Genomic DNA, 26708 nt, shown 5'->3' on the forward strand with positions numbered 1-26708 from the left:
GGAACTTAAATTATGAAACATAGCATTGTAAGATCCATCGAAGGATTATATGAGGATCGAACCCTGGAACTGGTACGGATTGCTATTCGAAAAGGGTTTAAACCAATTGACATTTTTAATTGGCTCCAAACCGGAATGGAACGGGTTGGTAAATTATACGAAACCAGTGATTATTTTATTGCGGATTTGATTTTTGCCGGGATCATTTTTCAGGAAGTGATGGAGCTGGAAGAATTAAAAGAAGTTACTAAGGTAACCCCTAAAAATAAGATCGGGCGACTATTGCTTTTTTCGGTGTTTGGAGATTGTCACGATATTGGCAAAAATATTTTTGGTTCCTTTGCCAGAACTGCCGGATTCGAACTCATTGATTTAGGGACGGATGTATCGCTGTATCAGGTCATCGAAGCTATTGAAACCGTCAAACCGGATATCATCGGCATGAGTGGTATGCAGCAGGAAACCATTTATGAAATGCGGGCGGTAGTCTGTGAATTGGTTAACCGGGGCATCCGGGATGATTACCGGGTCATTATCGGTGGTGCTGTCATTGATGAAAAGGCAGCTCAGATAGTTGGTGCCGATTTTGCCACTAAAGATGTGATGACTGGGGTCGAGAAATGCAAATTATGGATGATTGAAAAAACCGGAAAAAACAATAAATAGAAAATAGACCAAGGTGGTAGAGAAATGGGATCCCCCGAATATTTAAAAATAGTCGATGCAATAAAAAATAGAATAACCAGTGAAGAAATTAAACCGGGTGATGCCATACAATCTGAGAATCTTCTCTGTGAAGAATTTAATGTCAGTCGCATGACGGTCAGAAAAGGGTTGGCTGTACTTGTCAATGAAGGGTATATTTACTCCATACCAGGTAAAGGAAACTATGTCTGTGAGCCGAATCTGGATTCGTACACCCTTCATTTTGATGAAATGATGACGACTGAAAAAAAAGGTGAGGAAATCCGACTGATTGAAGTCAACGTCGTGAAGCCCAGCTATGAAGTGGGCTTTAACCTGGAAATCCCCGAAAACAAACATGTCATCGTGGTCAAACGGGTATTTGTCAGCGATGGGGTGGTAAAGGCCTTTGATGTTAAGTATATTCCGTATTACCGGGGCATTCCGATTGTCGAGAAAGAAATTCGCTATGCGACCTTTCCCGAAATGGTGGCCAAAAAGAACTCCATTTTTGCGATGACCAAAAAGCTGAAGATTCGGGCCATGGCAGCAACCGGCGAAGTTAGTCAGGTGCTGGATATCATGGAAGGTGATCCGGTGCTGGTGGTGGAACAGAAGCTGATGGATGAAAAAGATCACCCCATTGGATGGGGTCTTATGTACTTTACCGGTGACGATTCAGGGTTGGAGGCAGTCGCTTCCTTCGATTAGTTATGAATAACTGAGGTATGGGATGAAAGAAAGTATCTTATTAATTGCGTGTGGAATGATTCAGGACGAGATGAGCTTGGCGATGAAAAATACCGGCATCAATTATGACACCATTTGGATGAGTGCAGAACTTCATAACAACCCGGATATGCTAAATCAGGAACTGCAGAAAGAGATTAACAATCATCAGGAATACGACACCATTCTGCTCAGCTACGGGAATTGCGGCAAAGCCCTGATCGGATTGCGTAGTGACCATGCCAGATTGGCGCTGTTGCGCTCTGAGGATTGTATCCAGATTCTGCTTCATAATAAGGAGAAACTCAAATCGATCCGGGGTGAAACCTACTTTATCACCCGCGGTTGGATGATGGGGAAAAAGTCTTTAAAAGAAGAATATCATTATGCCATCAACAAATATGGGCCCAAGCGGGCTGAAATGATCATGGAAATTATGTTTAAAAACTACAAGTCCCTGATGATGATTGATTCAGGTGCCTATGATCTGGATGAGTGGATTCATTGTGCCCGCCACCTAAGCCAGGTGCTGAAACTGGATTTTGTAATCACCCAGGGTGATGTGGAAATCCTGGAAATGTTTCTGTCGCTTAAATGGGATCACCGGGTGGCCGTGATCGAGCCGGGACAGGAAGTGACTAAGGACGATTTTGGGGTGGAATGTGTTGTGGCATCCTGTGCCAATATGTTTAAAATGTAAAAATGCGGATTTGATTGACTTACTCGGGAGATACGAAAAACGTGTCTCTCTTTTTATTTTGTGTTGCCGCAGACTATTGTGCCAAAGGGTTGACTCCCGGCAGTCATACAGGTGTAGACAGACAAATGGGAAAACAGTATAATAATAAATGAGTTTTACGGATGATAAACAAGAGAGGAAAACCAATGAAACTGGAACAATTATTAAACGAACTAAAAATAATCGAAGTAAGAAACAGTCTACCGGACTGTGAGATAGAAAAAATTTGCTATAATTCCCGGGAAGTTGTCCCCGGCAGTCTGTTTGTGGCCATTCCCGGCTACGTCACAGATGGTCATCGCTATATCGGTAATGCCATCGATGGCGGTGCGGTTGCCGTGGTTTATCAAAATGATCTGCCCGAGTATCAGCCGGAGGTCTGCTACATTAAAGTCGCCGATTCCCGCTATGCGCTGGGAAGCCTGGGAAGCTGCTTTTACGGGAAGCCATCGCAGTCGATGCTAGTGACCGGGATTACCGGAACCAATGGCAAAACCTCACTGACCTATATGCTTAAGCATATTTTTGAAAGCGAAGGTAAGAAATGCGGTTTGATTGGCACCATCCATAATCTGATTGGCGACCAGGTGGTTGATAATCGAGGCCGGACGACCCCGGAATCGCTGGAAGTCCAGGAGATCATCAAGGAAATGAAGGATGGCGGCTGCAGTCACCTGTTTATGGAAGTTTCTTCCCATGGACTGGCTCTGGATCGGGTCAATGGGGTGGATTTTGATTACGGTATTTTTACCAATCTGACCCAGGATCATCTGGATTATCATAAGACCTTTGAAAATTATTTTGAGGCGAAAGCCAAACTTTTTTTTAAGCAAAACAAGGCCAGCATTGTCAATGGCGATGACCCCTGGGGGCAGAAGCTCTGCGAACTGCTGGCACAAAAATCGGCGACGCCAGTGATTACCTATGGCTTAAAACCAGGGAGTGATTATTATGCCAAAGATCTGGTTTTGGGAACGACGGGAACGGCGTTTACACTGGTTACTCCAGTGGCAGAGGAAAAACTGTTTTTAAATATTCCCGGTGAGTTCATGGTTTATAATGCCCTGGCGGCGATCATTGTTGCTGTGGAAGAAGCGGTGCCGATGAGCGTGATTCGGGAGGCCCTGGCGACGATGCCGGGGGTTTCCGGCCGGATGGAAATTCTCGATGTGGAAGCCCCCTTTGATGTGGTCATTGATTACGCCCATTCGCCCGATTCGCTGGAGAAATTGCTCCAGTCGGTGCGAAAAATATTTCCTGGTCGGATTGTTCTGGTCTTTGGCTGCAATGGCGACCGGGACAAGGAAAAACGGCCAATCATGGGCCGGATCGCTGGCGCCTATGCCGATATGGTGGTGGTCACCTCGGACAACCCTGCCAGTGAAAACCCGATGGATATTATCAATGCGGTGGTGGCGGGGGTTCGGGAGAAAACCGATCAGGTTGCCACGGTTGAAGTCCGGCAGGAAGGGATCTATTATGGTGCTACCCTGTGCGGTCCGGGCGATGTGTTGGTACTGGCTGGAAAAGGCCATGAAAAACAGGAGATTATGAAAGACGAAACCCTCTATTATAACGAATGGGACACCGCCCGGGAAGCCGTTGCCCGGTTGAAAGGGAAGTCCGATAATTAGAAAAGGACAAGCAAAAAGCGCCCATGAGGCGCTTTTGTCATTTTTCCAGGGTTTCCAGGGTTTCCAGCCGATCCATGATGGCCAGCAATTCGTCTTCCAGTACGGCCTTTTCGTTGGCCAGTTCCTCTAAGACGGTGTAATCCCTGGTGGTTTCTGACAACTTCTGAGTGACAAAATCCAGTCGTTGATCCTTGGCTTCGAGATCCAGAAGCAGGGCTTCCTGCTCGCGTTTTTCCTTGTAGGTCAGGCCGGGCTTGCGGGTTTTCGGTTTTTCACTGGCCGGGGCGGCGGTTTTTTTCTCCGGCTGTTCCGGGCTATTGTCTTTGGTACCCAGGCCAGTCAGGGGATGTTTTTTGATATAGTCCGAATAATTCCCGGTTTGGCTGGTGATCTGGCCTTTACCGTCAAAAGATAAAATCTGTTCACAGGTACGATCCAGAAAATAACGGTCATGGGAAACGGTCAGTACCGAGCCCTGAAACTCGTCCAGGTAGGCTTCCAGAATCGTCAGGGTGTCAATGTCCAGATCGTTAGTGGGTTCATCAAACAGCAATACATTGGGAGCCATCATCAGGATGCCCAGCAGATAGAGCCGCCGTCGTTCGCCGCCGGAGAGTTCGGAGATATACACCCATTGGCTGTTTTTATCAAACAGAAAAAGCTCCATCATTTGAGCGGCGGTGACCGTTTCACCCCGGGAATTTTCCATGACTTCGGCTTTTTCCCGGATATAATCAATGGCCCGGAGGCTCAGATCCATATCCTCGGATTCCTGGGAAAAATAACCGAGTTTAACGGTATCCCCCAGGGTGATGGTGCCGCTATCCGGCTTAAGTTTTCCGGCCAAAAGATTGAGCAGGGTCGATTTGCCATATCCGTTTTTACCGATGATCCCAATCCGTTCACTGGGACCGAGGATCATCGAAAAATCGCTGATAATTTTCTGGGGGCCAAAGGATTTGCATAAATGCTCGATTTCAATGACTTTTTTACCCAGCCGTGAAAAGCCCACCGAGATTTCCATTTGATTTTCGGACAGATCGGTGGCCTGGTCTTTAATTTCTTCAAACCGTTGAATTCGGGCTTTCTGTTTGGTGGTTCGGGCCCGGGCCCCCCGGCGGATCCAGGCCAGTTCCCGGCGGTAGAGGTTTTGACGTTTGGCTTCAATGGCGTTTTGAGCTTCCCGGCGGTTCGCTTTCTGTTCTAAAAAGTCTGAATAATTGCCGGTATACTCATAGAGCTGGCCCTTATCCAATTCGATTGTTCGGGTCACCACCCGATCCAGAAAATAACGGTCATGAGTTACCATCAGCAACGCCCCTTTGCGGTTTAACAGGTAGTTTTCCAGCCAGGCAATGGTGTCATTGTCGAGGTGATTGGTCGGCTCATCGAGAATCAGCAAATCACAAGGTGTCAGCAGGGCCGAGGCCATCGCTACCCGTTTGCGCTGGCCACCGGAAAGCTGCTTGATTTTTTTATGGTAGTCGTGAATACCCAGCTGGGAGAGGATTGTTTCGACCTGGGATTTTAGATTCCAGAGGTTTTCGTCATCAATACGCTGAGATAACGACAGCAGCCGCTTTTGCAGGGGGGCATCTTCCGGGGAATCTTCCAGGGCGGCCAGGGTGGACTCATAATCCCGGACCAGGTTCATTTCCGGCGAGTTGGCGCAAAAGACCTGGAAAAGCACCGTGGTATCCGGGTTAAGATCGGGATCCTGGGGCAGGATTTCGACCCGCTTGGTGCCAAAAAATTTAACTGCACCAGCGTCGGGGCTGTCGAGGCTTCCAATAATCTTAAGCAGCGAGGTTTTACCTGAGCCGTTGACCCCAATCACCCCGATCTTGTCAGTGTCGGCGATGGAAAAAGAAATATCATGAAAAAGGGTTTTGACCCCATAGGTTTTTTTTAAGTTCTCAATACTGGCTATATTCATTGACTCGTCCTTTGTGTTTTTGTTTTGCTGATATTTTATCATAAATTGGGGGATCTTGGAAAAACTTTACAAAAAGTCCTGAAAATAGTATCATGTAGTCATAATAATTCGAAGTAGATTAAGGTGGGGTGAACAGAATGATGTTGGGTAAAACCGTTTTTATTGCAAAAAGTGCCGATGTAGTGGGTAAAGTAAAGCTGGGTAATTTTATCTCGGTGTGGTTTCAGGCAGTCATCCGGGGGGATGTGGACAGTATTACCATTGGCGATCGCACCAATATTCAGGATGGTACGGTGGTGCACGTGGCTCCAGGTTATCCCACAGTCATCGGTGCTGGCGTGAGCATTGGTCACAATGCCATTATTCACGGCTGCGAAATCGGGGATAATGTCTTAGTGGGGATGGGGGCGATTATTCTTAACGGAGCCAAAATCGGCGATAACTCCATTGTCGGTGCCGGTTCACTGGTGACTCAAGGCAAGGTCTTTCCGCCCAACTCACTCATCATGGGCAGCCCAGCTAAGGTGGTTCGGGAACTGAAGCCGGAAGAAATCCAGAGCATCCGGGACAATGCCGAAGAATATCTGGATACCATGAAGGGTTATATGTAAAGCGTCTGCTAACTCTGAGCAAATAAAAAAAGACCCAAGGGGTCTTTTTTAGATGGTTAAAACTTGACCGGGGTCAGGCGAAAGCGTTCCAGTGGTTTGTGTAAAATGGTGACCAGGACAACCCCAAATACGCCCTGCAACAGGCTAAACGGGACGTTGACCAGCGGACCGGCAATATTGCCGTACATAATCACTTCAGAAACGTAGTAAACGGCCGTCATGGCAATCACTGCCGGGAACATCCCAAGGAGGATATTTTTGTCAGGGAAACGCTTCATCAGATAGCCAAAAATAAAGGCCATTGAGCCTTTGGCAATAAAAGTCGGCAGCACATAGGCGCCGTAACCGCCAAAATAGTCAGCGCTGGCCGAGCCGATGGCGGCAGCAATCAGACCGCCCCAGGGCCCCAGGATATAGGCAGATAACAGTACCGCCCCATCGCCGGGATGGATGTAACCGGTCGGCAGGGGAATCTTGATCAGGGAGGTCATGATGAAAGTCAGGGCCATCATCAGGGCAGTGTAGGTGATTTTTCTGGTTTGTTCGTTCATTTTCTTTCCTCGTTTTCTAAAAAATGCCAGGCATTTGCAAAATGGATCAAGATTGCGCAATCATGATGGGTGAAAACAGGCCACAGCGGCCAGGTGTTTGTGCAATTGCCGATAAAAAATACTAAGCCGCAGAAAACCCTTGGCTTAGTATAGAATTATCCCATATTATTTTTAGAATACAAGGGTTTGAATGACCTGATTTTTTTAAAAATCTGAACCCATCAAACCTGCTCAATAAAGATACCAACAGCACTCACGCCGGGAAGGTCAGTTTTATCCGGATTGTTGGGGGAAATGGTCAGGCTGATGGTATAGCCGCTGACAGTTCCCTTCAGATTGGTGGATTCAGAAACGGTTTCCTCGCTATAATCCGGGGCGACAGCCAGCAGACTCTGGTAAAAACTAAGGATTTCATCAGTGGAAAAATCCGAAACATAGGCCGCTTTCCAGCCTGGTTTGCCTGCGGCGGTGGTGATCTGGTTCGATTCGGAAACGCTGGTTACGCCATACAGCGGAACCATCTGGATGGGATAATTGCCCGCCAGTAGACCGGCTTCATCAACATAGAGATCGGCCTGATTTTCGGAAATGACCGTTTGCATGTCCTGGGGCACCACAATCGCAGTGGTAGCGGTGGTATCCGGCAGATTATTTTTAATTTGGTCAGGTTGTTTGGTCGTTGTTGTTTCTTCAGCGGTTGTTTTTTGATCGGTCGTTTTTTCGTCATTCATCAGCTTTGGGATCATAAAGACGGCGCCAGCAATCAGAACCCCAATTAGGACAACCGAAAGAATAATATAACGTGTTTTCATAATGACTCCTTTTTGGAAATGGACAGATCAATTGGAAACGGCGGTAGTCAAATCGTTTTGTTTCCCAATGATCTGTGTAACGAATGAATAGTTCGCCCTTATTATAACCCATATTCTTAATTTTTTGAATAAACATTTCAAAAAACTTGATTTTATTAAGGATATTGGATAGAATATAAAACAGACCTTTTTACTTTTAAATCGTTATTAACTATTGTATTCAACTAACTAAAAAAATAAATGTCAGGAAAAGGACGCTGTGGGGAATGCTTTAACAGAGAGATAATCACTTCGGTGAAAGATTGTCGAAAGATACCTCAGAGAGATCACCTTTGAACAGGATTTCTGAAGACTTAAGTTGGCCATTGGTTAATTAAGCTTAGGAAATCCCGGGGAATCGTTAACTTCATGGAGTGGGCAGTTGCTGCCAACTTGGGTGGTACCGCGATTTTTCGTCCCTTGGATTTTTCAGGGGGCGTTTTTTGTGTTTGGCGAGTCTTGTGCGACCACGGATTGCGTGATCCCAAAGCGTATTACTTAAGAGCAGAAAATAAACACAGATTAAGCAATGCAGTTATGTAAACTAAGAGAGACTTAATGGAGGTAGAAATATGGCGCAGTTTAAAACATTAATAGAAGGAAAAATTGGCGACAGAGAAGATGCAATCTCAAAACAATGGGAAGCGATGAATCTGTTGCAGCAGAGTATTGATAACCGGGCGGGGAAACAGGACTTTGTTTTTTATGAGGGTCCCCCAACGGCTAACGGCCGTCCCGGAATCCACCACGTGCTGGCCCGGACACTGAAAGATACGGTCTGTAAATATAAGGTCATGGATGGCTATCGGGTGCTGCGTAAAGGCGGCTGGGATACCCATGGTCTGCCGGTGGAAATCGAAGTGGAAAAACAGCTGGGGCTGTCCAGCAAACCGGAAATTGAAGCCTATGGCATCGATAAGTTCAACGAAAAATGTAAGGAGTCGGTCTTTAATTACGAAGGTCAATGGAAGGAAATGAGCCGCAAAATGGGTTATTTCATTGACATGGAAAACCCTTACATCACCCTGGATAACAATTATATTGAATCGGTCTGGTGGATTCTCGATAAATTCAATAAAGAAGGGTTTCTCTATGAAGGGCATAAGATCATGCCCTATTGCCCCCGCTGTGGTACTGGTCTGGCCTCCCATGAGGTCGCTCAGGGCTATCAGGAAATCAAAAGCAACACCGTTGTTGCGGCCTTTAAACGCAAGGATGCCAACGAATACTTTTTAGTCTGGACCACTACCCCCTGGACGCTGGCGGCCAATGTGGCACTGGCCGTTCATCCCGAGGCCGATTACATCAAAGCCCGCAGCAATGATGACGTGTATATTTGCGCCAAGGTGCTGGCGCCCAAACTCCTGGGCGATGACTACGAAATCATTGAAGAAATGAAGGGAAAAGACTTGGAGTACGTTGAGTATGATCAGCTGATGCCCTTTGTGACGCCCGATAAAAAAGCTTTTTTTGTCACCTGTGCCGACTATGTCACCACCGAAGATGGTACCGGGATTGTTCATATCGCCCCGGCTTTTGGGGAAGATGACTACAAGGTTGGCCGGGCCTACCATCTGCCGGTGCTGCAGCCGGTGGCCGAGGACGGCAAATATACCGACACCCCCTGGAAGGGACAATTTGTCATCGATGCCGATCTCGATATCATCAAATGGTTAAAAGCCGAAGGCAAGCTGTTCAAAAAAGAAAAGGTGCTCCATAATTATCCCCATTGCTGGCGCTGTAAAACTCCGCTTTTATATTATGCCAAACCGAGCTGGTATATCGAAATGACCAAGATCAAAGATACCCTGATCGCAAATAATAATGGCGTCGAGTGGTACCCGGATTTTGTCGGCGAAAAACGTTTTGGCAACTGGCTGGAAAACCTCAATGACTGGGCGATCTCAAGAAGTCGCTACTGGGGAACGCCGCTGCCGGTGTGGCGCTGTGATGCGTGCGGTAAGCTGGAAACCGTCGGTTCCCGAAAAGAACTGGTGGAACGGGCCATTGAGGGGATTGACGAAAGCATTGAGCTGCACCGCCCTTATGTGGATGATGTTCATTTCACCTGCCCGGATTGCGGTAAAACCATGACCCGGGTCAAAGACGTTATCGACTGCTGGTTTGATTCCGGCTCGATGCCTTTTGCCCAACATCACTATCCCTTTGAAAACAAAGAACTGTGGGAAGAACAATTCCCGGCTGATTTTATCTGTGAAGGGATTGACCAGACCCGGGGTTGGTTCTATTCATTACTGGCGATTTCTTCCTTTGTCACCGGTAAAGCGCCCTATAAAAAAGTGCTGGTCAATGACCTGATCCTCGATGCCGACGGCCAGAAAATGTCCAAATCCCGGGGCAATACGGTTGATCCCTTTGAAATGTTTTCTGAATATGGGGCGGATGCGCTGCGTTGGTATCTGCTTTATGTCTCGCCAGCCTGGACGCCAACTCGTTTTGATGTCAAGGGGATTAAAGAGGTGCAAAGTAAATTTTTTAATACCTTAAAAAATACCTACCATTTCTTTGCCCTGTATGCCAATACCGATAGCATCGATCCAAGAGAATTCTTTGTGCCCTATGCCAATCGTCCCGAAATTGATGCCTGGATTCTTTCTAAATACAACCGTCTGGTTAAAGAAGTCCGGGAAGAAATGGACGTCTTTGACCTGACCAAAGCGGTCAAAAAAATCCAGAATTTTGTTAACGAAGATTTATCCAACTGGTATATCCGCCGCAACCGTCGCCGGTTCTGGGGAACCGAACTGACGGAGGATAAAAAAGCCGTTTACAACACCACCTGGGAAGTGCTTGAAGGGGTGGTTCGGCTGTGTGCGCCCTTTGCGCCATACATCACCGAAGAACTGTATCAGAAGCTGACCGATGGCGTATCCGTCCATCTGGCGGATTACCCGACCGTCAATGAAGCGCTGATTCAGGATGCCATCGAAGAACCGATGGATCTGGTACGGGAACTGGTCAGCCTCGGTCGTGGTGCCCGGGAAGAAGCCCAGATCAAGGTTCGCCAACCGCTATCCAAGATCATTGTCGATGGCAAGTACCGGGAAACCCTGGGCGATCTTTGCGTCCTGATTGAAGAGGAACTAAATATTAAAAACGTCGTCTTTGAAGATAATCTTGGTGACTTCATGAACTATGCCTTAAAACCCGACTTTAAGGTCGCGGGCCCGATTCTCGGTAAGAATGTCAAGCTGCTGGGCAAGGCCCTGGCTTCAGTGGAAGCCAGTGAGGTGGTGGCCAAGCTGGAAACTGACGGCAGCTTTGTGATTGAGCTGGATGGCGAAAGCCTCGAACTGCGCAAAGATTTCATCGACATCCGGATTTCCGCCAAAGAAGGCTTCAATGTCCAGATGTTTAACAATAAGTTTGTCATCCTCGATACCAGCCTCACACAGGAGCTACTCGATGAAGGCTGTGCCCGGGAGTTTGTCTCCCGGATTCAGCAGTTGCGAAAAGCCAACGGCTTCGAAGTGATGGATCGCATCGATATCACTTACAGCAGTGATGAAGCGATGGATCGGGCGATTGAGATCTATACTGATTTTATTAAAACCGAAACCCTGGCTGATACGATTACGGTTAAGGCCGGTGTTGGGGAAGTGTTTAATCTCAATGGCCATGATACCGGGATTGAACTGACAAAGAAATAAAATAAACCCCGATCAAACAGGTGTGATGCTTGATCGGGGTTTGTTGTTTTTTGCAATGAAATAATCCTATTTTTCTTCATACTGGGGATAATAGCCCAGAAACTGAAAATATTCGGCCTTTTCCTGAATAATCGGCAGTAGGTTGACCAGAGTGTTTTGGGAGATATTTCCGGTGAAATCGACAAAAAACAGGTATTCCCAGTTCTCTTTTAACAGTGGCCGGGATTCGATCTTACAGAGGTTGAGTGAAAACACCGAAAAGATCCCGATGATTTCATAGAGCGCCCCGGGACGATGGGGCAGATGAAAGGCGATGCTGACCCGGGTGGGGTTTTCAAACAGTTCAATCTGCCGTGAAATTATCACAAACCGGGTGACATTGGTCTGGGAAAAGTTGATATTCTCCGCCAAAATCGATAGATTATAGATTTCCCCGGCCCGTTTGCTGGCAATGGCTGCCATTGTCGGGTCGTTCTGGCTGGCCACGTACTCGGCGGCAATGGCGGTATTGAAATAAGGAATGCATTTCCAGTCGGGATAATCCTTTAAGAATTCCTCGGATTGGGAAAAACCCTGGGGGTGGGAATAAACCTCGCTAATGCGCTCCAGACTGGCGCCCTTGGGGGCCAGTAGACAGTGCCTGGCCTTAATTTCCTGCTCGCCGACGATATAATACTGGTAGCGGGACAGCAGATCATAAACGGCTGCAATTGATCCGGTGGAGGAGTTTTCAATTGGTAGCACTCCGTAATCAATGGACCCCTGGCTGAGAGCGACAAACACATCTTCAAAGGTCTTGTAGGCAAACAGTTCACAGTCATGTTTAAAGAAAGACAGGCTGGCTTCTTCACCATAAGAACCCCGGGTACCGGCATAAGCCACCCGCGGTTCTTTTTTTAAGGTATGGGGATAGACCGCAAAGGCCTCATTTAAACAAACAATGGGATTGGCTTGATGCTGCATCTCAGTAGCCCAAGTTCTGGCCCACCAGAATCACCTTGATCCGGCCGGGAATGCGGCTGTGACGGGTAGTCACGATATTGACACACATGCAGTCATCACTATGGCAATTGGCACAGTTGCCGGTCTCATAACAGGGGGTTTTGGCGTTTAATCGGATGGCGTTGATTGGTGCCGCCACGTTCTGGGCCCGATAAATGGCGGCGTCGACATTGGCCACCACCTTGTTGATGCCAGCGATAACAATCACCTGTTCCGGGCCAAAACACATCAGGGCCACCCGGTTGCTGAGTCCGTCGATATTAACCAGTTCACCAGACATAGTGATGGCATTGGTACCGGTCAGAAAGGTGTGGGCCAGTACGCCCTGGGCCACCACCTCTCTTTTTTCCTGGTGGGTTTTAGCCAGGCTGCGGTCAATATATTGATAGTTGCCATTTTTAACCGCATCAAGTAAGCCAATTTCCTTGATCGATTCGGAACCGCCATGGGTGACGCTGGCACCTTCTGGAATCAGTGACAGGGCCAGTTCCAGGGCCTCACTGGCAGTTTGGCAATAGTAGCCTTCAAAATTTCGTTTTTCAAGTTTTTTGATTAAAGATTTACTGAGATTTTGATAATTCTCTTCCTTATAACCCAAAATATTACCTCCAGAGATAAGAATAATCTTATTATAATCCAAAGCTGTTAAAAAAACAAAATTTATTGTCAAAATGGGGTATAATATTAAAAAACATGCAATCGCAGAAGAGGAGGACGTCATGCATAAGTATAAAGGAATTGTTTTTGATTTAGACGGTACCCTGGTCAATTCACTGGAGGATCTGATCGATTCGGTCAATGGGATTATGAAATATCATCAATTTCCCACCCATTCCTATGAAGTGGGAAAACGGTTTATTGGCAGAGGGCTTAGAAATCTGACCCGGGATGCCTTGCCGGAAAAGTATCGGGATGATGAAGCCTTTGTTGACAAGTTGACAGAGATGGTACGGTCGGAGTATTCCGCCAACTATTTAAAAAAAACCAAACCCTACCCGGGGATTACCAAACTGCTTGATTATCTTAAGGCCAATGATATCCCCTGGGCGGTTTGTACCAACAAGCCTGATCTTGAGGCCAAAACATTGGTTAAAGCCCTGCTAGGGCAGTATGATTATGTGGATGTCCGGGGCTTTACCAAAGATGCCCTGCGAAAACCCAATCCGGCGGTGTCCCTGGAGTTGGTGGCCAAAATGGGGCTGACACCCCAGCAATGTCTTTACGTCGGGGATTCCACTGTCGATTATGAAACCGCGATCAGAGCCGAAATGCTGCCGGTTTTATGTACCTGGGGCTTTGAATCTTTTGAAGTTCTGACCAAGCTGGAAGATGCCATTTGGCTCCATAACCCGATGCGGATTGTCGATGCCCTGCGTTACGGTCGGGAAATGTACTCGGTATTTAATGAACACCCGGACCCCAACCCGGATGCTCAGAAGAAAAAACATCGCTAAAGCACGGAAAAAAGTTCAGCAATGAAAACATGTAAACGTTAAACAAGATGTAAACGAAAATCAAATTTACATATTGACAATAAAAGCAGGTCTTGTTATAATAAAAAATTTTACTTTTGCTTTAATCTGTGGTATACTGACATAGAGAAAACCACAGAGAGGTGAAGTTCATGCCAAAAGCTACGATTATGGACATTAGACGCGAGGTGGAAAATTATCTGGGCAGACGAGTCAAACTTGAAGCACATAAAAGCAAGAAAAAACTCTACCAAAAAGAAGGGGTAATTGAAAGCACTTATCCCAGTATTTTTACCGTCCGGGTTCAAGAAGATCAACGGAAAGAACAGAAATTATCGTTTAGTTATTCCGATCTCTTAACTCAGAGTGTGAAAATTGTATTACTAGATGAGAATGAAGCGGATGGGGCACTGTTGGTTTCATAACGACAAGATAAACGATTCACATAAAGGGAAGAACTCCGGTTCTTCTTTTTTTGTTGCGACAATCTTGCGTAATTCTAGTAGGTTTTTTAGCAAACCGATGGTATAATAACCGGGTATTGAAAATTTTGGAGATAAAAAAATGAATGATAAGAACCTGAAAATCGAATCGGAAATTGGCAAGCTCAAAAAGGTGTTGCTCCATCGGCCAGGTAAAGAACTGGAACGGATTGTCCCGGATTCGCTAAAAGAACTTTTATTTGAAGATATCCCTTGGCTTAAGCGGATGCAGGAGGAACACGATGCCTTTGCGGCTATCTTAAGAAAACGGGGGTCCGAAGTCTTCTATGTTGAGGATCTGCTAAAAGATATACTAAAAGACACCTCAGTCCGGGAAAGCATCATAGCTGAAGTGATTGATAAAAATCCCTCATCGGGCAACTATATCGATGGGTTTTTAAATGAATACCTGATGTCTCTCGACAGCAATGCTCTGGGCGATGCGTTGATTGCGGGAGTGCTGCAAAAGCAGCTTGATCATCTGGAACGGCATCTGGTCTTGACCGATTATTTAAAAGGCCCGGAACCTTATGCCTTTTATTTAAACCCGCTGCCGAATTTATATTTCATGCGCGACCCGGCGGTGACCATTCATGACGGAATGGTGATTTCGGCCATGGCCACCCGCACCCGCAAACGGGAAAGTCGCTATCTGGCAGCGATTTATGAGCATCATCCGCTGTTTAAAAACTGTGACAATAAAACCTTTTACCAGGATACCAACTTCTTTTCGGTGGAAGGCGGCGACATCCTGATTTTAAGCCCGACGGTAGTGGCGGTGGGCTGCAGTGAACGGACCGAGGTTCAGGGGGTGGAAGAACTGGCCAAAAACCTCTTTGCTGCCGAGATTGGGATCACAAAGGTGCTGGCCGTAAAAATTCCCAGCAACCGAGCCTTTATGCATCTGGATACCGTCTTTACAATGGTGGACGTCGATAAATTCATTGTTTACCCGGGGATTCTGGAGCAGGTGGAAACCGTGATTATGACGCCGGGAAAAGGGGACTATCTCAATTATCAGAAGCATGACAGTCTTAAAGAAGCCCTGAAAGCAGTGCTTGGCTTGCCAACCATTAACCTGATTGAAAGTGGCGGTGGTAACCCGGTGGCAGCTGCCCGGGAACAATGGAACGACAGTACCAACACCCTGGCGATTGCCCCGGGGGTGATTGTTGCCTATGCCCGGAATGAGCGCTCCAATGAGGTACTTACTCAAAATGGCATCGAAGTGATTGGCATCGAAGCCTCCGAGCTGGTTCGTGGCCGGGGCGGCCCCCGCTGCATGACCATGCCCTTGTATCGGGACGGGTTTTGATTTTGAAAAAAATGAATTTATAAAAAAGCTTAACAAGCGATAAACGGAGGAAACGTGATGAATTTAAAAGGACGTCATTTATTGACATTAAAAGATTTTAGCCCGGCGGAGATCCAATATCTGATTGATTATGCCGCCAAACTCAAAGCCAAGAAAAAATCAGGAGTGGTGGGCGAACTGCTTAAAGGTAAAAATATCGTACTGATTTTTGAGAAAACCTCAACAAGAACCCGTTGCGCCTTTGAAGTGGCGGCCTTTGACGAAGGGGCCAATGTCACCTTTTTAACCAACAGTCAGATGGGGAAAAAAGAATCGATCGAGGATACAGCCATTGTGTTGGGTCGTTTTTATGATGGTATTGAATTCCGCGGCTTTGAACAAGAGACGGTCGAAATGCTGGCTGAGCATTCCGGGGTACCAGTCTGGAACGGCTTAACCGATCTGGATCACCCGACTCAGGTATTGGCCGATATGCTGACCATTCAGGAAAATTTCGGCAGTGTTAAAGGCAAACGCCTGGTCTATGTCGGCGATGCCAGAAACAACATGGGCAACGCCCTGATGATCGGTTGTGCCAAACTGGGAATGCATTTTGTGGCGGTAGCGCCCGAATCATTATTCCCGGAAGAAGCCTTGGTTGCTGAAATGAAGACCCTTTGTGAAACAACCGGTGGAACCATCACGCTGACCGCTGACATCAATGCTGGCGTCAAGGGCGCTGACGCCATCTATACCGATGTCTGGGTTTCCATGGGCGAAGAAGATCAGATGGCCGAGCGGATCAAACTGTTATCGCCCTACCAGGTGAACATGGAAATGATTAAGGCCACCGGCAATGACGAAGTGATCTTCCTGCATTGTTTACCGGCCTTCCATGACCAGGAAACATCGGTGGCCCGGGAAGTTAAAGAAAAATTCGGGCTGGACGAAATGGAAGTCACCGATGAGGTTTTCCGCAGCAAGCATTCCAAGGTCTTTGATGAGGCCGAGAATCGGATGCATACGATCAAAGCCGTCATGTGCGCCTCTTTGGTTAGCTAAAAGGCCTGGTTACGTCGTTGGCTAAAAGGCCCGATTGATACGGGTGATTGATAACCAGGAGAACAACATGGAAATTAAAGATATTAAAAAATTACAAAATGGCTCTGACGTTAGGGGGGTGGCCCTGGAGGGGATTCCCGGCGAGGCCGTTAATTTTACCCAGGACATGGCCATGAAAATAGCCTTTGCTTTTGCCACCTGGCTTGAGCAAAAGCTGGGGAAAACCCTGCTGACCTTTGCCGTTGGCCGTGACAGCCGACTGTCCGGGCCTCACATCGCCCAGGCGGTGGCATTGGGGCTGGTCAGTCGGGGACACCAGGTCTATCAATGCGGCATCAGTACCACCCCGGCGATGTTTATGACCACCCTCGATCCGGTTATCGAGGCCGATGGGGCGGTGATGGTTACTGCCAGTCATCTGCCCTTTAACCGCAACGGACTGAAGTTTTTCACCAAAGAGGGCGGCCTCAATAAAGAAGATATCTCAGCAATTCTGACGCTGGCCGAGACCATTGAAACCAGCTTTACTCCGGGTGGACAGGCCCGGGACTACGATTTTTTACCCAGCTATTCCCAGAGTATCTTAAACATTATCCGCGCCAAAACTGGCAGCGAGCAGCCCCTGGCAGGGGCCAAAATTGTGGTTGACGCCGGTAACGGGGCCGGGGGATTTTTTGCCAGTCAGGTGCTTAAGCCGCTGGGCGCCGACACCACCGGTAGCCAGTATCTGGAGCCTGATGGCCATTTCCCCAACCATGTGCCCAACCCCGAGGATGCCGTAGCTATTGCCCATATCACCAAAGCGGTGCTGGATAATCAGGCCGATCTGGGGATCATCTTTGATACCGATGTCGATCGGGCGGCGATTATTGATGAAAAAGGAAACGCCATCAACCGTAATGGCTTTATCGCCTTTATTGCCAGCATGCTCTTATCTGACTATCCCGGCTCGACAATTGTTACCGATTCGATTACCTCCACCGGTTTAACGGCCTTTATTGAGAGCCATGGCGGTCACCATCACCGCTTTAAACGGGGCTATAAAAACGTCATTAATGAGGCCATCCGCTTAAATAACGAGGGCATCGAAACCCACCTGGCCATGGAAACCAGCGGCCACGGGGCCATTAAAGAAAATTATTTTCTCGATGACGGGGCCTATCTGGTCACCATGGCGCTGATCAAGTTTGCCGAGCTGTTTAAGGCCGGCCAACCAATCAGTTCTTTTCTGGCCGGTTTAAAAGAACCGGTGGAAGCTAAGGAAATCCGCTTAAAAATTATGACGGGTGAATTTAAAGCCTATGGCGAAAACGTGTTGACGGAGTTTGCCGCCTTCGCTGCCAGCCAACCCGGCTGGACGGTGGTCGATCCCAACTATGAAGGGGTCCGGGTCAGCTGTGACGAGGCCGCCGGAAACGGCTGGTGCCTGCTGCGGATGTCCCTCCATGACCCGATTATGCCACTGAACATCGAATCTGATACAGTGGGTGGTTGCGCGGTCATTGAAACGGTCCTGCGCGACTTTCTGCATAAATTTGAAGCATTGGTATAGTCAAAAAAACGATAAAAAAGCCGGATGGCAAACCCCATCCGGCTTTTTTTTCGTTTAAACCATTAAATCAGTGTTCATCAATTTCCAGCCCGGCCACAAAGCCGTCAATCAGATCCATATGCTGGGACATGGCAAAGGCGGCGTTTAAGGGCTCCTTTGCTTTCAGGGCGTTTAAGATATGGCGGTGCTGGGTGTCAATCACCGGTCCCCGGTCGGGATCATCGAGAATGGCAATCCGGATATCCTTGATCAGGGCTTCAATCAGGGTTGCCGAGGACTGCAGAACATTGCGGATCATCCGGTTTTCCGAAGCCAGGGCGATTTCGTAGTGGAAGCGCTTGTCCAGTTCGGCCCGAACCGTTTCGTCGGTTTCGGTTTCGATGGCATCACAAATTTTTTCCAGACTGGCAAACCGTTCCGGTGTCATTTTTTTCGCCGCCAGCTTGGCCGCCTCCGTTTCCAGGGCCCGCCGCAGCTCCTGTACCTCGCTGAGCTGACCGTTGCTGAGCCAGAACATAATCGTCAGCGGCTGGGTCAGGGTATCTTCAAAATTCTCGGCAATAAAATTGCCTTCGCCCTGCTGACAGACCACCAGACCGATCATCTCCAGGGCCCGGATGGCCTCCCGGATCGTCGCCCGGGAAACCCCCAGCTGTTCCGCCCATTGCCGTTCCGAGGGCAGGCGGTCGCCGCTTTTTAAATTTCCCCGGATAATATTCTCTTTAATCTGCTCGAGGATCTGCAAATAGATTTTCGTATGGGCTATTTCTTTAAACATCGCAAAGTCACTTCATTTCATTCAATTTTTTATAAACATCATAATACATCATTTTACCACAGCCGCTTTTAAAATTCAAAATATCAATTGTCGGCAAATAAATAATTTCTGAAAACGTTATTTTATTACTTGACAAAGATTTACGAAAGACATATAATGGCAACAGGTTAGTGGTCTGACCACCAGACCAATAGTAGAATTTTATCAGAATTTTGTCAAGTGGTTTATGAATGGGTTTAAGAGGGTTAAACAGTTTTCGTCAACGGAAAATTCAGTTGACGGCGAAATTTGTCCACCAGGAGTGAAGTCCTTGCTGTCTGTGCCGAAACGGACAGCAAAAAAAATTTCGCAGCGGTCTTCACTTAAACAACGATTAGTAGAATCAGGCGTTTGTCAAACGGGGCGCAAAGCTCACGGCAGCTCGCAATAATCAATTTTATTTTATGGAGGGTGAGTATGAAAATACTGGTATGTATCAAGCAGGTTCCCGGCACGTCCAACGTCGAAGTGGATCCGGAAACAGGGGTTCTGATTCGGGATGGGGTTGAATCGAAGCTCAATCCCTATGATTTATATGGTCTGGAAACGGCATTCCGTTTAAAAGAAGAGTTGGGCGGCACCATTACGACCTTGTCGATGGGGCCGATGCAAAGTAAAGAGGTGCTACTCGAATCCTTCTATATGGGCGCCGACTCTGGCTGTTTATTATCAGACCGAAAATTTGGCGGTGCCGATGTCGTTGCCACCAGCTATACCCTGGCTCAGGGTGCCAAAAAACTGGGCGACTTTGATCTGATCATCTGCGGCAAGCAGACCACTGATGGCGACACTGCCCAGGTCGGTCCGGAAATGGCCGAATTTTTGGGGATTCCCCACGTCACCAACGTCATTAAAATTCTGGTGGCCGATGAAGCGGGCCTGACTCTGCAAATGAATATGGAAGAATCCTTAGAAATCCAACGGGTCCCATACCCCTGTCTGATCACGGTTGACAAGGACATTTACACCCCCCGGTTGCCATCTTATAAACGAAAACTGGAAATTTCCGAAAATCCCGAAATTACCGTTTTGACCCTGAAGGATATGTACGACACCGATGCCAAAAAATATGGTCTCAGCGGGTCGCCGACCCAGGTGGAGCGGATCTTCCCACCGGAAAGTAATGTTGAAAAAGTAAGCTTTGAGGGCGATGGAACCGTGCTGGCCCAGGCACTTCATGGCATTTTGACTGAAAAAAAATATCTGAGTAAAGAGAATTAGGCAGGAAAGGAATAGAATCATGGCAGGAATTAAAATAATTACCGAAAACGTCGATCAGAAAACCTTTGAGGCACTGGCAGAGATTTGCCCCTTTGATGCCTTTTCATATGTAAACGCTCGTCTGGAAGTCACCGCCGCCTGTAAAATGTGCAAGATGTGTTTAAAAAACGGCCCCGCCGGGGTGCTGGAACTCGAAGAAGACGAAAAAATCAGTATCGACAAAAGCCTCTACAAGGGTATTACCGTCTATGTCGATCACATTGAAGGAGTGATTCATCCGGTTACCTTTGAACTGATTGGCAAGGCCCGGGAACTGGCCGCCGTCATCGGTCATCCGGTTTACGCCCTGTTTATGGGCACCAACATCACGGCCGAAGCCAGTGAGTTGCTTAGCTACGGGGTCGATAAGGTCTTTGTCTATGATCAGCCGGAACTCAAGCATTTTGTCATTGAACCCTATGCCAACGTCCTGGAAGACTTTATCGAAAAGGTTAAACCGTCTTCGATTTTAGTGGGTGCTACCAACGTCGGCCGGTCGCTGGCCCCCCGGGTGGCTGCCCGTTACCGCACTGGCCTGACCGCCGACTGCACCATTCTGGAAATGAAAGACAATACCGATCTGGTTCAGATCCGGCCAGCCTTTGGCGGCAATATCATGGCCCAGATTGTTACTGAAAACACCCGTCCTCAGTTTTGTACCGTCCGTTATAAAGTCTTCTCGGCTCCGGAACGGGTCGCTGATCCCTGGGGCAGCGTGGAAGTGATGGAAATTGGCAAAGACAAGCTGGTATCCGCCATTTCGGTGCTGGAAGTCATTAAAAAAGAAAAAGGGATTGACCTGTCGGAAGCTGAAACCATTGTGGCCGTTGGCCGGGGCGTGAAATGCGAAAAGGATCTGGAGATGATCCATGAGTTTGCTGAAAAAATCGGCGCCACCGTGGCCTGTACCCGGCCTGGTATCGAAGCTGGCTGGTTTGATGCCCGCCTGCAGATTGGCCTCAGCGGCCGAACCGTGAAACCGAAACTGATCATCGCACTGGGGATTTCCGGGGCCGTTCAGTTTGCTGCCGGGATGCAGAATTCAGAATATATCATTGCCGTGAACAATGATCCTAAAGCACCGATCTTTAACATTGCCCATTGCGGCATGGTCGGCGATCTCTATGAGGTCATTCCGGAACTGTTAAAAATGATTGCCGATCCGGAAAGTGCTGCCGCCGGGAAAACCGTGGCAATGCCGGAAGCCATGGAAACACCAGAAAGGATGGTTGGCTAAGATGAATTACAAAAAAGTGGAAACAAACGATATCGATTTTTTAAAGGCCCTGATTCCCGCCGAACGGATTTTTGTTGGCGATCAGATTGGTGAAGATTTTAGTCATGATGAGCTGGGTAGCATTCATTCCTATCCGGAAGTGCTGATCAAAGTCACCACCACCGAAGAAGTGTCTAAAATCATGAAATATTCCTATGATCATAATATCCCAGTCGTCGTCCGGGGGTCCGGTACCGGCCTGGTGGGGGCCTGTGTGCCACTGTTTGGCGGGATCATGTTAGAAACCACGCTGATGAATAACATTCTTGAGCTGGACTCAGAAAACCTGACCGTTACCGTGGAACCCGGCGTCCTCTTAATGGAACTGTCGAAATTTGTGGAAGAGCACGATCTTTTTTACCCCCCCGATCCCGGTGAAAAATCGGCGACCATTGCCGGTAATATCAGCACCAACGCCGGTGGGATGCGGGCTGTCAAATACGGTGTTACCCGGGACTATGTCCGGGGCCTGACCGTGGTGTTATCCAATGGCGAAATCATCGAGCTGGGGGGTAAAATTGTTAAGAACAGCTCCGGTTACAGCTTAAAGGATCTGGTGATCGGTTCCGAAGGCACCCTTTGTGTGATCACCAAAGCGATCTTAAAACTGCTGCCGCTGCCCAAGATGACCTTAAGCCTCTTGATTCCCTTTGATAATATCAGCGATGCTGCCGGAATTGTGCCCAAGATCATCAAATCCAAGGCGATCCCGACGGCCATCGAATTTATGGAACGCCAGACGATTCTCTTTGCTGAAGATTTCCTCGGTAAAAAATTCCCCGATTCTTCCAGCAATGCCTACATCCTCTTGACCTTTGATGGCAACTCCAGGGAACAGGTGGAAGCCGAATACGAAGTGGTGGCAAACCTTTGTCTGGCAGAAGGCGCCAAAGATGTCTATATTGTTGATACCGCCGAGCGGAAAGAATCGGTCTGGTCAGCCCGGGGCGCCTTTTTGGAAGCGATTAAAGCCTCGACCACCGAAATGGATGAGTGCGACGTGGTGGTACCGCGAAATCGGATTGCCGAGTTTATTGAGTTTACCCATGAACTGGCTGCCGAAATGGATGTTCGGATTCCCAGCTTTGGCCATGCCGGTGACGGCAACCTGCATATCTATGTCTGTCGGGACCAGCTTGACCAACAGGCATGGGAAGCCAAGCTTAACGAAGCGATGGACCGGATGTATGCCAAGGCCCTGACTTTTAACGGACTGGTTTCCGGCGAACACGGCATCGGCTATGCCAAACGACAATATCTGCTCAACGATTTTGGCACAGAACATCTGGCCCTCATGGCTGGCATTAAACAAACCTTTGATCCGAAAAACCTTTTAAATCCTAAAAAAGTCTGTCAGATGTAGGAGGGCATATGGATAACCTGTTACTCTTCTTTATCGCCCTGATCCCGGTGATCTGGCTGATTGTCTCGCTGGGGGTCTTAAAGATCCCCGGCCAGAAGGCCTGTCCAATTGCCCTGGCGATGACCATTGGACTCAGTATTCTGGTCTGGCAGATGCCGGTACTCGATAGCCTGACGGCTGCCCTGGAAGGGGCGGCGATGGCGATCTGGCCGATCTTTCTGGTCATTATTGCGGCCGTTTTTACCTATAACCTGGTCACCCACACCGGCGGCATGGAAACCATTAAAAAAATGATGAGCTCGGTCTCCACCGATCAGCGGATTCTGGTTTTAATTCTGGCCTGGGGTTTTGGTGGTTTTCTGGAAGCCATTGCCGGTTTTGGTACCGCCGTGGCGATTCCCGCCAGCATTCTGGCTGCACTGGGCTTTAACCCAGTCTTTGCTGCCATAATCTGTCTGATTGCCAACACCACTCCGACGGCGTTCGGGGCCATTGGCTTGCCGGTCAGCACTCTGGCCTCGGTGACGGGCCTCAATGTAAACGATTTGTCCTTTACCATTGCCATCCAGTTGTTTGTGATGATCGTGATTATTCCTTTCATCCTGGTCAGCATTACCGGCAAAAGTGTCAAAGCCATCAAAGGGGTCTTCCTGATTACCCTAATGGCCGGTTTATCCTTCGGCTTACCGCAGATTTTTGTCGCCAAGTATTTAGGCGCCGAACTGCCAGCGATTGTCGGCTCGGTCATCTGTATGGCGGTGGTGATTACCATGGCCAAGGTCTTTTATAAGGATACCGCTGCTAAAAATATCGAAAAGATTCCGCTCAAGACCGCCGTTATGGCCTGGCTTCCCTTTATTCTGGTCTTTGCCATTATTATTCTCTGTTCGTCGCTGTTCCCGGCCATCAACGGGCTGCTCAAACAAGTCAGCACCACGGTGCAGATTTACACCGGCCCCCACGGCAAGCCGATGACCTTCTATTGGCTGGCCACCCCGGGAACCCTGATTATCATCGCCACCTATCTGGGCGGCCTGATTCAAGGCGTCAAGTTCGGGACGATTTCTACGATCCTTGGCAAAACCGTCAAGCAGATGTTTAAATCGGCGATTACGATCATGTCGATTGTGGCGCTGGCCAAGGTGATGGGTTACAGCGGCATGATTGGCGTCATTGCCCAGATTCTGGTGCTGGTCACCGGCGATTTCTACCCCCTGATTGCGCCGCTGATCGGGGCCCTGGGGACCTTTGTTACCGGCAGTGACACATCCGCCAACGTCCTCTTTGGCGGGCTTCAGGTCGAGGCCGCCAACGCCATCGGCATGAGTCCCTACTGGCTGGCCGCCGCCAACACCGCTGGTGCCACCGCCGGCAAGATGATCTCACCCCAGAGTATTGCCGTGGCCACCGCCGCCACCGGGATTATTGGCAGCGAGGGCAAGATTCTCCAGGCCACGATGAAGGTTTGCGCCGTCTATGTCATCATCATCGGACTGGTGGTCTATTTCGGAGCGCCGCTGATTGTCGGGCTGTTGAGCACCTTTGGATAATTCGTATGTCAAATGAAAAAAGTAACGTATCAGTTGAATGAAATAGTGCAATGTAGGGGCGATCCGTGATCGCCCGTCACTGCTCAAATGCCATATGAATCGATGAAGTACTTAAACTCAACTGATATCAAATAAAAGAAAAATTAAATAAAGAGAAGTCATCTTGGAAAGTTAAGACATTAGCAGAAATTAGAATTCTGTTAATGTCTTTCGTCTAATCAGAAAGGAACGTTTATGGAAATCAAAATACCTTATGGAAAAGAAAAACAAGCGTTGGTGCTTGATGAGGCGTGCCTAAATGGCGTGTTGCTCTCTCAGATTGAAGACTATCATCCCGAGCAAACTGAGAGCGAGCTGGTGGCAGCAGCCATTGCCAACCCCGAGGGCTCAGATAAGCTTTGTCAGCTGGCCGTGGGCAAACAAAAGATCGTAATTATTGCCAGTGACCATACCCGGCCGGTGCCCAGTAAAATTATTATGCCGCAGATGCTAAAAGAAATCCGTCGGGGCAATCCGGATGCGGAGATCACCATCTTGATTGCCACCGGTTTTCACCGCCTGACTACCCGGGAGGAACTGGTCGCCAAATTTGGCGAAACCATCGTCGATCAGGAGCGGATTGTCGTCCATGATTCCGGCGATGACAGCAGCCTGGTGGAAATTGGCACCTTGCCCTCCGGCGGGGCGCTGATCATCAACAAGTTAGCAGCGGAGGCTGATCTGCTGGTTTCGGAAGGCTTTATTGAGCCCCATTTCTTTGCCGGTTTTTCCGGCGGCCGGAAGAGCGTGCTGCCGGGCATTGCCAGCCGGGTCAGTGTGCTGGCCAATCATTGCGGTGAATTCATTGCCCATCCCAAGGCCCGGACCGGGGTGATTGAGGGCAACCCCCTCCATATCGATATGCTCTACGCTGCCCGCACCGCCAAGCTGGCCTTTGTGGTCAATGTCGTGATCAATTCCGAAAAAGAGGTGATCTATGCCGTCGCCGGAGATTGCGATGCCGCCCACATCAAGGGCCGGACCTTTCTGGAAAAACTCTGCAAGGTCAAGGCAACCCCCAGCGATATCGTCATTACCAGCAACGGCGGCTACCCGCTGGATCAGAACATCTATCAGGCCGTGAAAGGAATGACCGCTGCTGAAGCCGCCGTCAAGCCCGGCGGGGTGATTATCATGCTGGCCAAGTCAGGCGATGGCCACGGTGGCGCCGCCTTTTTTAACACCTTCCGGGATGAGAAAAATCTGGAAAAAATGCTGGCCGGTTTTGTCAGCACCCCCCGCAACGAAACCATCCCCGATCAGTGGGAAGCCCAGATCCTGGCTCGGATTCTTTTAAAAGCCAAGGTCATTTATATCTCGGCTGCCCCGGATGAGATGATTAAAGAATTCCAGATGACCCCGGCCAAGGATGTCAATGCGGCGCTGGCAATGGCAAGAGCGTATCTGAACAATGAAGCCGCCACCGTCACGGTGATCCCCGATGGGGTGGCGGTGATTGTGGAGTAAAAAAACCGAAAGGGAAAAAGCCCATTTCTTAAATTTGAAGCAGTAGGCTTTACAGATGATGAGTAGCATGGTACAATTATTTGTACAAGATATAGTACAAATAAGAATATGAGGTGGAAAAAATGTTAGCCGTAAATTATTCAACCATTCGCAGTAAGTTAAAAGATTATTGTGATAAAGCCACCGACGAAAATGAGACTGTCATTGTAACCCGTAAGGATGAAAAGAATGTGGTCATTATGAGCCTGGATAAATACAACGAAATCATGAGAACGGCCCGTAATGCCGAATATCTTGATATGATTGACCGCAGCATCGAACAAGTCAGACAGGGCAAAGTGGTTGTCAAATCAATGGCCGAGTTAGAGGCGCTGGCTGATGAGTAATCTGACCTTTTCGGATAAGGGCTGGGAAGACTATCTCTATTGGCAATTGACCGATAAAAAGATGTTGCGGAGAATAAATGAATTGCTAAAAGATATTCAACGAAATGGCTATACCGGAATTGGTAAGCCTGAGCCCCTGAAGTATCGTAAAGCATGGAGCCGGCGCATCGATTTGGAACACCGTCTGGTCTATGCCCTGGATGAAGATGGAAATATTTATATTCTTTCGCTCAAAGGACATTATCAGGATTAAAAAAAAGCGAGGTTTAAGCGGTTAAGC

Annotated in this window: 24 protein-coding genes and 1 other annotated feature; of the genes, 18 read left to right on the top strand and 6 right to left on the bottom strand. The window is 48.3% G+C overall.

Annotated elements, in window-relative coordinates; all coding sequences use genetic code 11:
• Positions 1-12 precede the first annotated feature (12 nt).
• The 4 genes from BI182_RS06130 to BI182_RS06145 all read left to right on the top strand — a co-directional run bounded on the left by BI182_RS06130 (position 13) and on the right by BI182_RS06145 (position 3786).
• Positions 13-666, top strand: coding sequence for a cobalamin B12-binding domain-containing protein (locus tag BI182_RS06130; protein WP_148638448.1), 654 nt, complete (start codon positions 13-15; stop codon positions 664-666).
• A gap of 24 nt (positions 667-690) precedes the next feature.
• Complete coding sequence (locus BI182_RS06135) at positions 691-1395, top strand: GntR family transcriptional regulator (RefSeq protein ID WP_070370445.1); 705 nt, start codon at positions 691-693, stop codon at positions 1393-1395.
• A 22-nt stretch (positions 1396-1417) separates the two neighbouring features.
• Positions 1418-2113, top strand: coding sequence for a DUF1638 domain-containing protein (locus BI182_RS06140; protein WP_148638449.1), 696 nt, complete (start codon positions 1418-1420; stop codon positions 2111-2113).
• A gap of 185 nt (positions 2114-2298) precedes the next feature.
• Positions 2299-3786: a UDP-N-acetylmuramoyl-L-alanyl-D-glutamate--2,6-diaminopimelate ligase gene (locus tag BI182_RS06145; RefSeq protein ID WP_148638451.1), complete on the top strand. Its 1488-nt coding sequence runs from the start codon at positions 2299-2301 to the stop codon at positions 3784-3786.
• 37 nt (positions 3787-3823) lie between these two features.
• Here the strand turns inward: BI182_RS06145 and BI182_RS06150 are convergent, their stop codons facing one another.
• Positions 3824-5722, bottom strand: a complete 1899-nt coding sequence (locus tag BI182_RS06150; RefSeq protein WP_286806275.1) for an ABC-F family ATP-binding cassette domain-containing protein — start codon at positions 5720-5722, stop codon at positions 3824-3826.
• A 137-nt stretch (positions 5723-5859) separates the two neighbouring features.
• Here BI182_RS06150 and BI182_RS06155 point away from each other — a divergent pair, with 137 nt between their 5' ends.
• Complete coding sequence (locus BI182_RS06155; protein WP_084633523.1) at positions 5860-6333, top strand: gamma carbonic anhydrase family protein; 474 nt, start codon at positions 5860-5862, stop codon at positions 6331-6333.
• A gap of 56 nt (positions 6334-6389) precedes the next feature.
• Here BI182_RS06155 and BI182_RS06160 read toward each other — a convergent pair whose 3' ends face one another.
• On the bottom strand, positions 6390-6884 hold the full coding sequence (locus BI182_RS06160) for an ECF transporter S component (RefSeq protein WP_070370449.1): 495 nt from the start codon (positions 6882-6884) through the stop codon (positions 6390-6392).
• A gap of 221 nt (positions 6885-7105) precedes the next feature.
• A complete protein-coding gene (locus BI182_RS06165; RefSeq protein WP_228881240.1) occupies positions 7106-7696 on the bottom strand; it encodes a hypothetical protein in 591 nt (196 codons plus the stop codon).
• A 236-nt stretch (positions 7697-7932) separates the two neighbouring features.
• Positions 7933-8159 (top strand) — a binding site (T-box leader).
• Between the two features lie 148 nt (positions 8160-8307).
• Between BI182_RS06165 and ileS the strand changes: the two genes are divergently transcribed.
• The gene (ileS, locus tag BI182_RS06170; protein WP_286806278.1) at positions 8308-11406 is read left to right on the top strand and encodes an isoleucine--tRNA ligase; all 3099 of its coding nucleotides are present in this window, start codon (positions 8308-8310) and stop codon (positions 11404-11406) included.
• Positions 11407-11472: 66 nt separating this feature from the next.
• On the opposite strand, the gene pheA is transcribed toward ileS, so the two are convergent.
• On the bottom strand, positions 11473-12369 hold the full coding sequence (gene pheA, locus BI182_RS06175) for a prephenate dehydratase (protein ID WP_250933645.1): 897 nt from the start codon (positions 12367-12369) through the stop codon (positions 11473-11475).
• Position 12370: 1 nt separating this feature from the next.
• Complete coding sequence (locus BI182_RS06180; protein ID WP_286806280.1) at positions 12371-13006, bottom strand: lactate utilization protein; 636 nt, start codon at positions 13004-13006, stop codon at positions 12371-12373.
• A 121-nt stretch (positions 13007-13127) separates the two neighbouring features.
• Between BI182_RS06180 and BI182_RS06185 the strand changes: the two genes are divergently transcribed.
• From BI182_RS06185 to BI182_RS06205, 5 genes are all read left to right on the top strand, one after another.
• Positions 13128-13862, top strand: coding sequence for an HAD family hydrolase (locus BI182_RS06185; protein WP_070370456.1), 735 nt, complete (start codon positions 13128-13130; stop codon positions 13860-13862).
• Between the two features lie 170 nt (positions 13863-14032).
• Positions 14033-14305, top strand: coding sequence for a Veg family protein (locus BI182_RS06190; RefSeq protein WP_026395084.1), 273 nt, complete (start codon positions 14033-14035; stop codon positions 14303-14305).
• A gap of 139 nt (positions 14306-14444) precedes the next feature.
• A complete protein-coding gene (locus BI182_RS06195) occupies positions 14445-15677 on the top strand; it encodes an arginine deiminase (RefSeq protein ID WP_286806284.1) in 1233 nt (410 codons plus the stop codon).
• A gap of 57 nt (positions 15678-15734) precedes the next feature.
• Complete coding sequence (argF, locus tag BI182_RS06200) at positions 15735-16718, top strand: ornithine carbamoyltransferase (RefSeq protein ID WP_286806286.1); 984 nt, start codon at positions 15735-15737, stop codon at positions 16716-16718.
• 67 nt (positions 16719-16785) lie between these two features.
• Positions 16786-18270 (top strand): phosphohexomutase domain-containing protein, encoded by a 1485-nt coding sequence (locus BI182_RS06205; protein WP_148638462.1) that lies wholly within the window; start codon positions 16786-16788, stop codon positions 18268-18270.
• Between the two features lie 67 nt (positions 18271-18337).
• On the opposite strand, the gene BI182_RS06210 is transcribed toward BI182_RS06205, so the two are convergent.
• Positions 18338-19048, bottom strand: coding sequence for a FadR/GntR family transcriptional regulator (locus BI182_RS06210; protein ID WP_070370460.1), 711 nt, complete (start codon positions 19046-19048; stop codon positions 18338-18340).
• Between the two features lie 456 nt (positions 19049-19504).
• Between BI182_RS06210 and lctB the strand changes: the two genes are divergently transcribed.
• The 7 genes from lctB (at position 19505) to BI182_RS06245 (ending at position 26681) form a co-directional block, all read left to right on the top strand.
• Positions 19505-20308, top strand: coding sequence for a lactate dehydrogenase subunit LctB (lctB, locus tag BI182_RS06215; protein WP_286806290.1), 804 nt, complete (start codon positions 19505-19507; stop codon positions 20306-20308).
• A 19-nt stretch (positions 20309-20327) separates the two neighbouring features.
• Positions 20328-21584 carry a lactate dehydrogenase subunit LctC gene (gene lctC, locus BI182_RS06220; RefSeq protein ID WP_148638463.1) on the top strand — a complete coding sequence of 419 codons (1257 nt, stop codon included), beginning with the start codon at positions 20328-20330 and terminating at the stop codon, positions 21582-21584.
• Position 21585: 1 nt separating this feature from the next.
• The gene (gene lctD / locus BI182_RS06225; RefSeq protein ID WP_286806292.1) at positions 21586-22986 is read left to right on the top strand and encodes a lactate dehydrogenase subunit LctD; all 1401 of its coding nucleotides are present in this window, start codon (positions 21586-21588) and stop codon (positions 22984-22986) included.
• 8 nt (positions 22987-22994) lie between these two features.
• Positions 22995-24536 carry an L-lactate permease gene (locus tag BI182_RS06230; protein WP_070370464.1) on the top strand — a complete coding sequence of 514 codons (1542 nt, stop codon included), beginning with the start codon at positions 22995-22997 and terminating at the stop codon, positions 24534-24536.
• Between the two features lie 234 nt (positions 24537-24770).
• A complete protein-coding gene (larA, locus tag BI182_RS06235; protein ID WP_286806294.1) occupies positions 24771-26042 on the top strand; it encodes a nickel-dependent lactate racemase in 1272 nt (423 codons plus the stop codon).
• Positions 26043-26164: 122 nt separating this feature from the next.
• A complete protein-coding gene (locus tag BI182_RS06240) occupies positions 26165-26428 on the top strand; it encodes a type II toxin-antitoxin system Phd/YefM family antitoxin (protein ID WP_070370466.1) in 264 nt (87 codons plus the stop codon).
• The gene (locus tag BI182_RS06245; RefSeq protein WP_070370467.1) at positions 26421-26681 is read left to right on the top strand and encodes a Txe/YoeB family addiction module toxin; all 261 of its coding nucleotides are present in this window, start codon (positions 26421-26423) and stop codon (positions 26679-26681) included. The genes BI182_RS06240 and BI182_RS06245 overlap by 8 nt, the downstream gene beginning before the upstream one ends.
• Positions 26682-26708 lie beyond the last annotated feature (27 nt).

Origin of the sequence: Acetobacterium sp. MES1, from assembly GCF_002237635.1 — a bacterium.
GTDB classification, from domain to species: domain Bacteria; phylum Bacillota; class Clostridia; order Eubacteriales; family Eubacteriaceae; genus Acetobacterium; species Acetobacterium wieringae.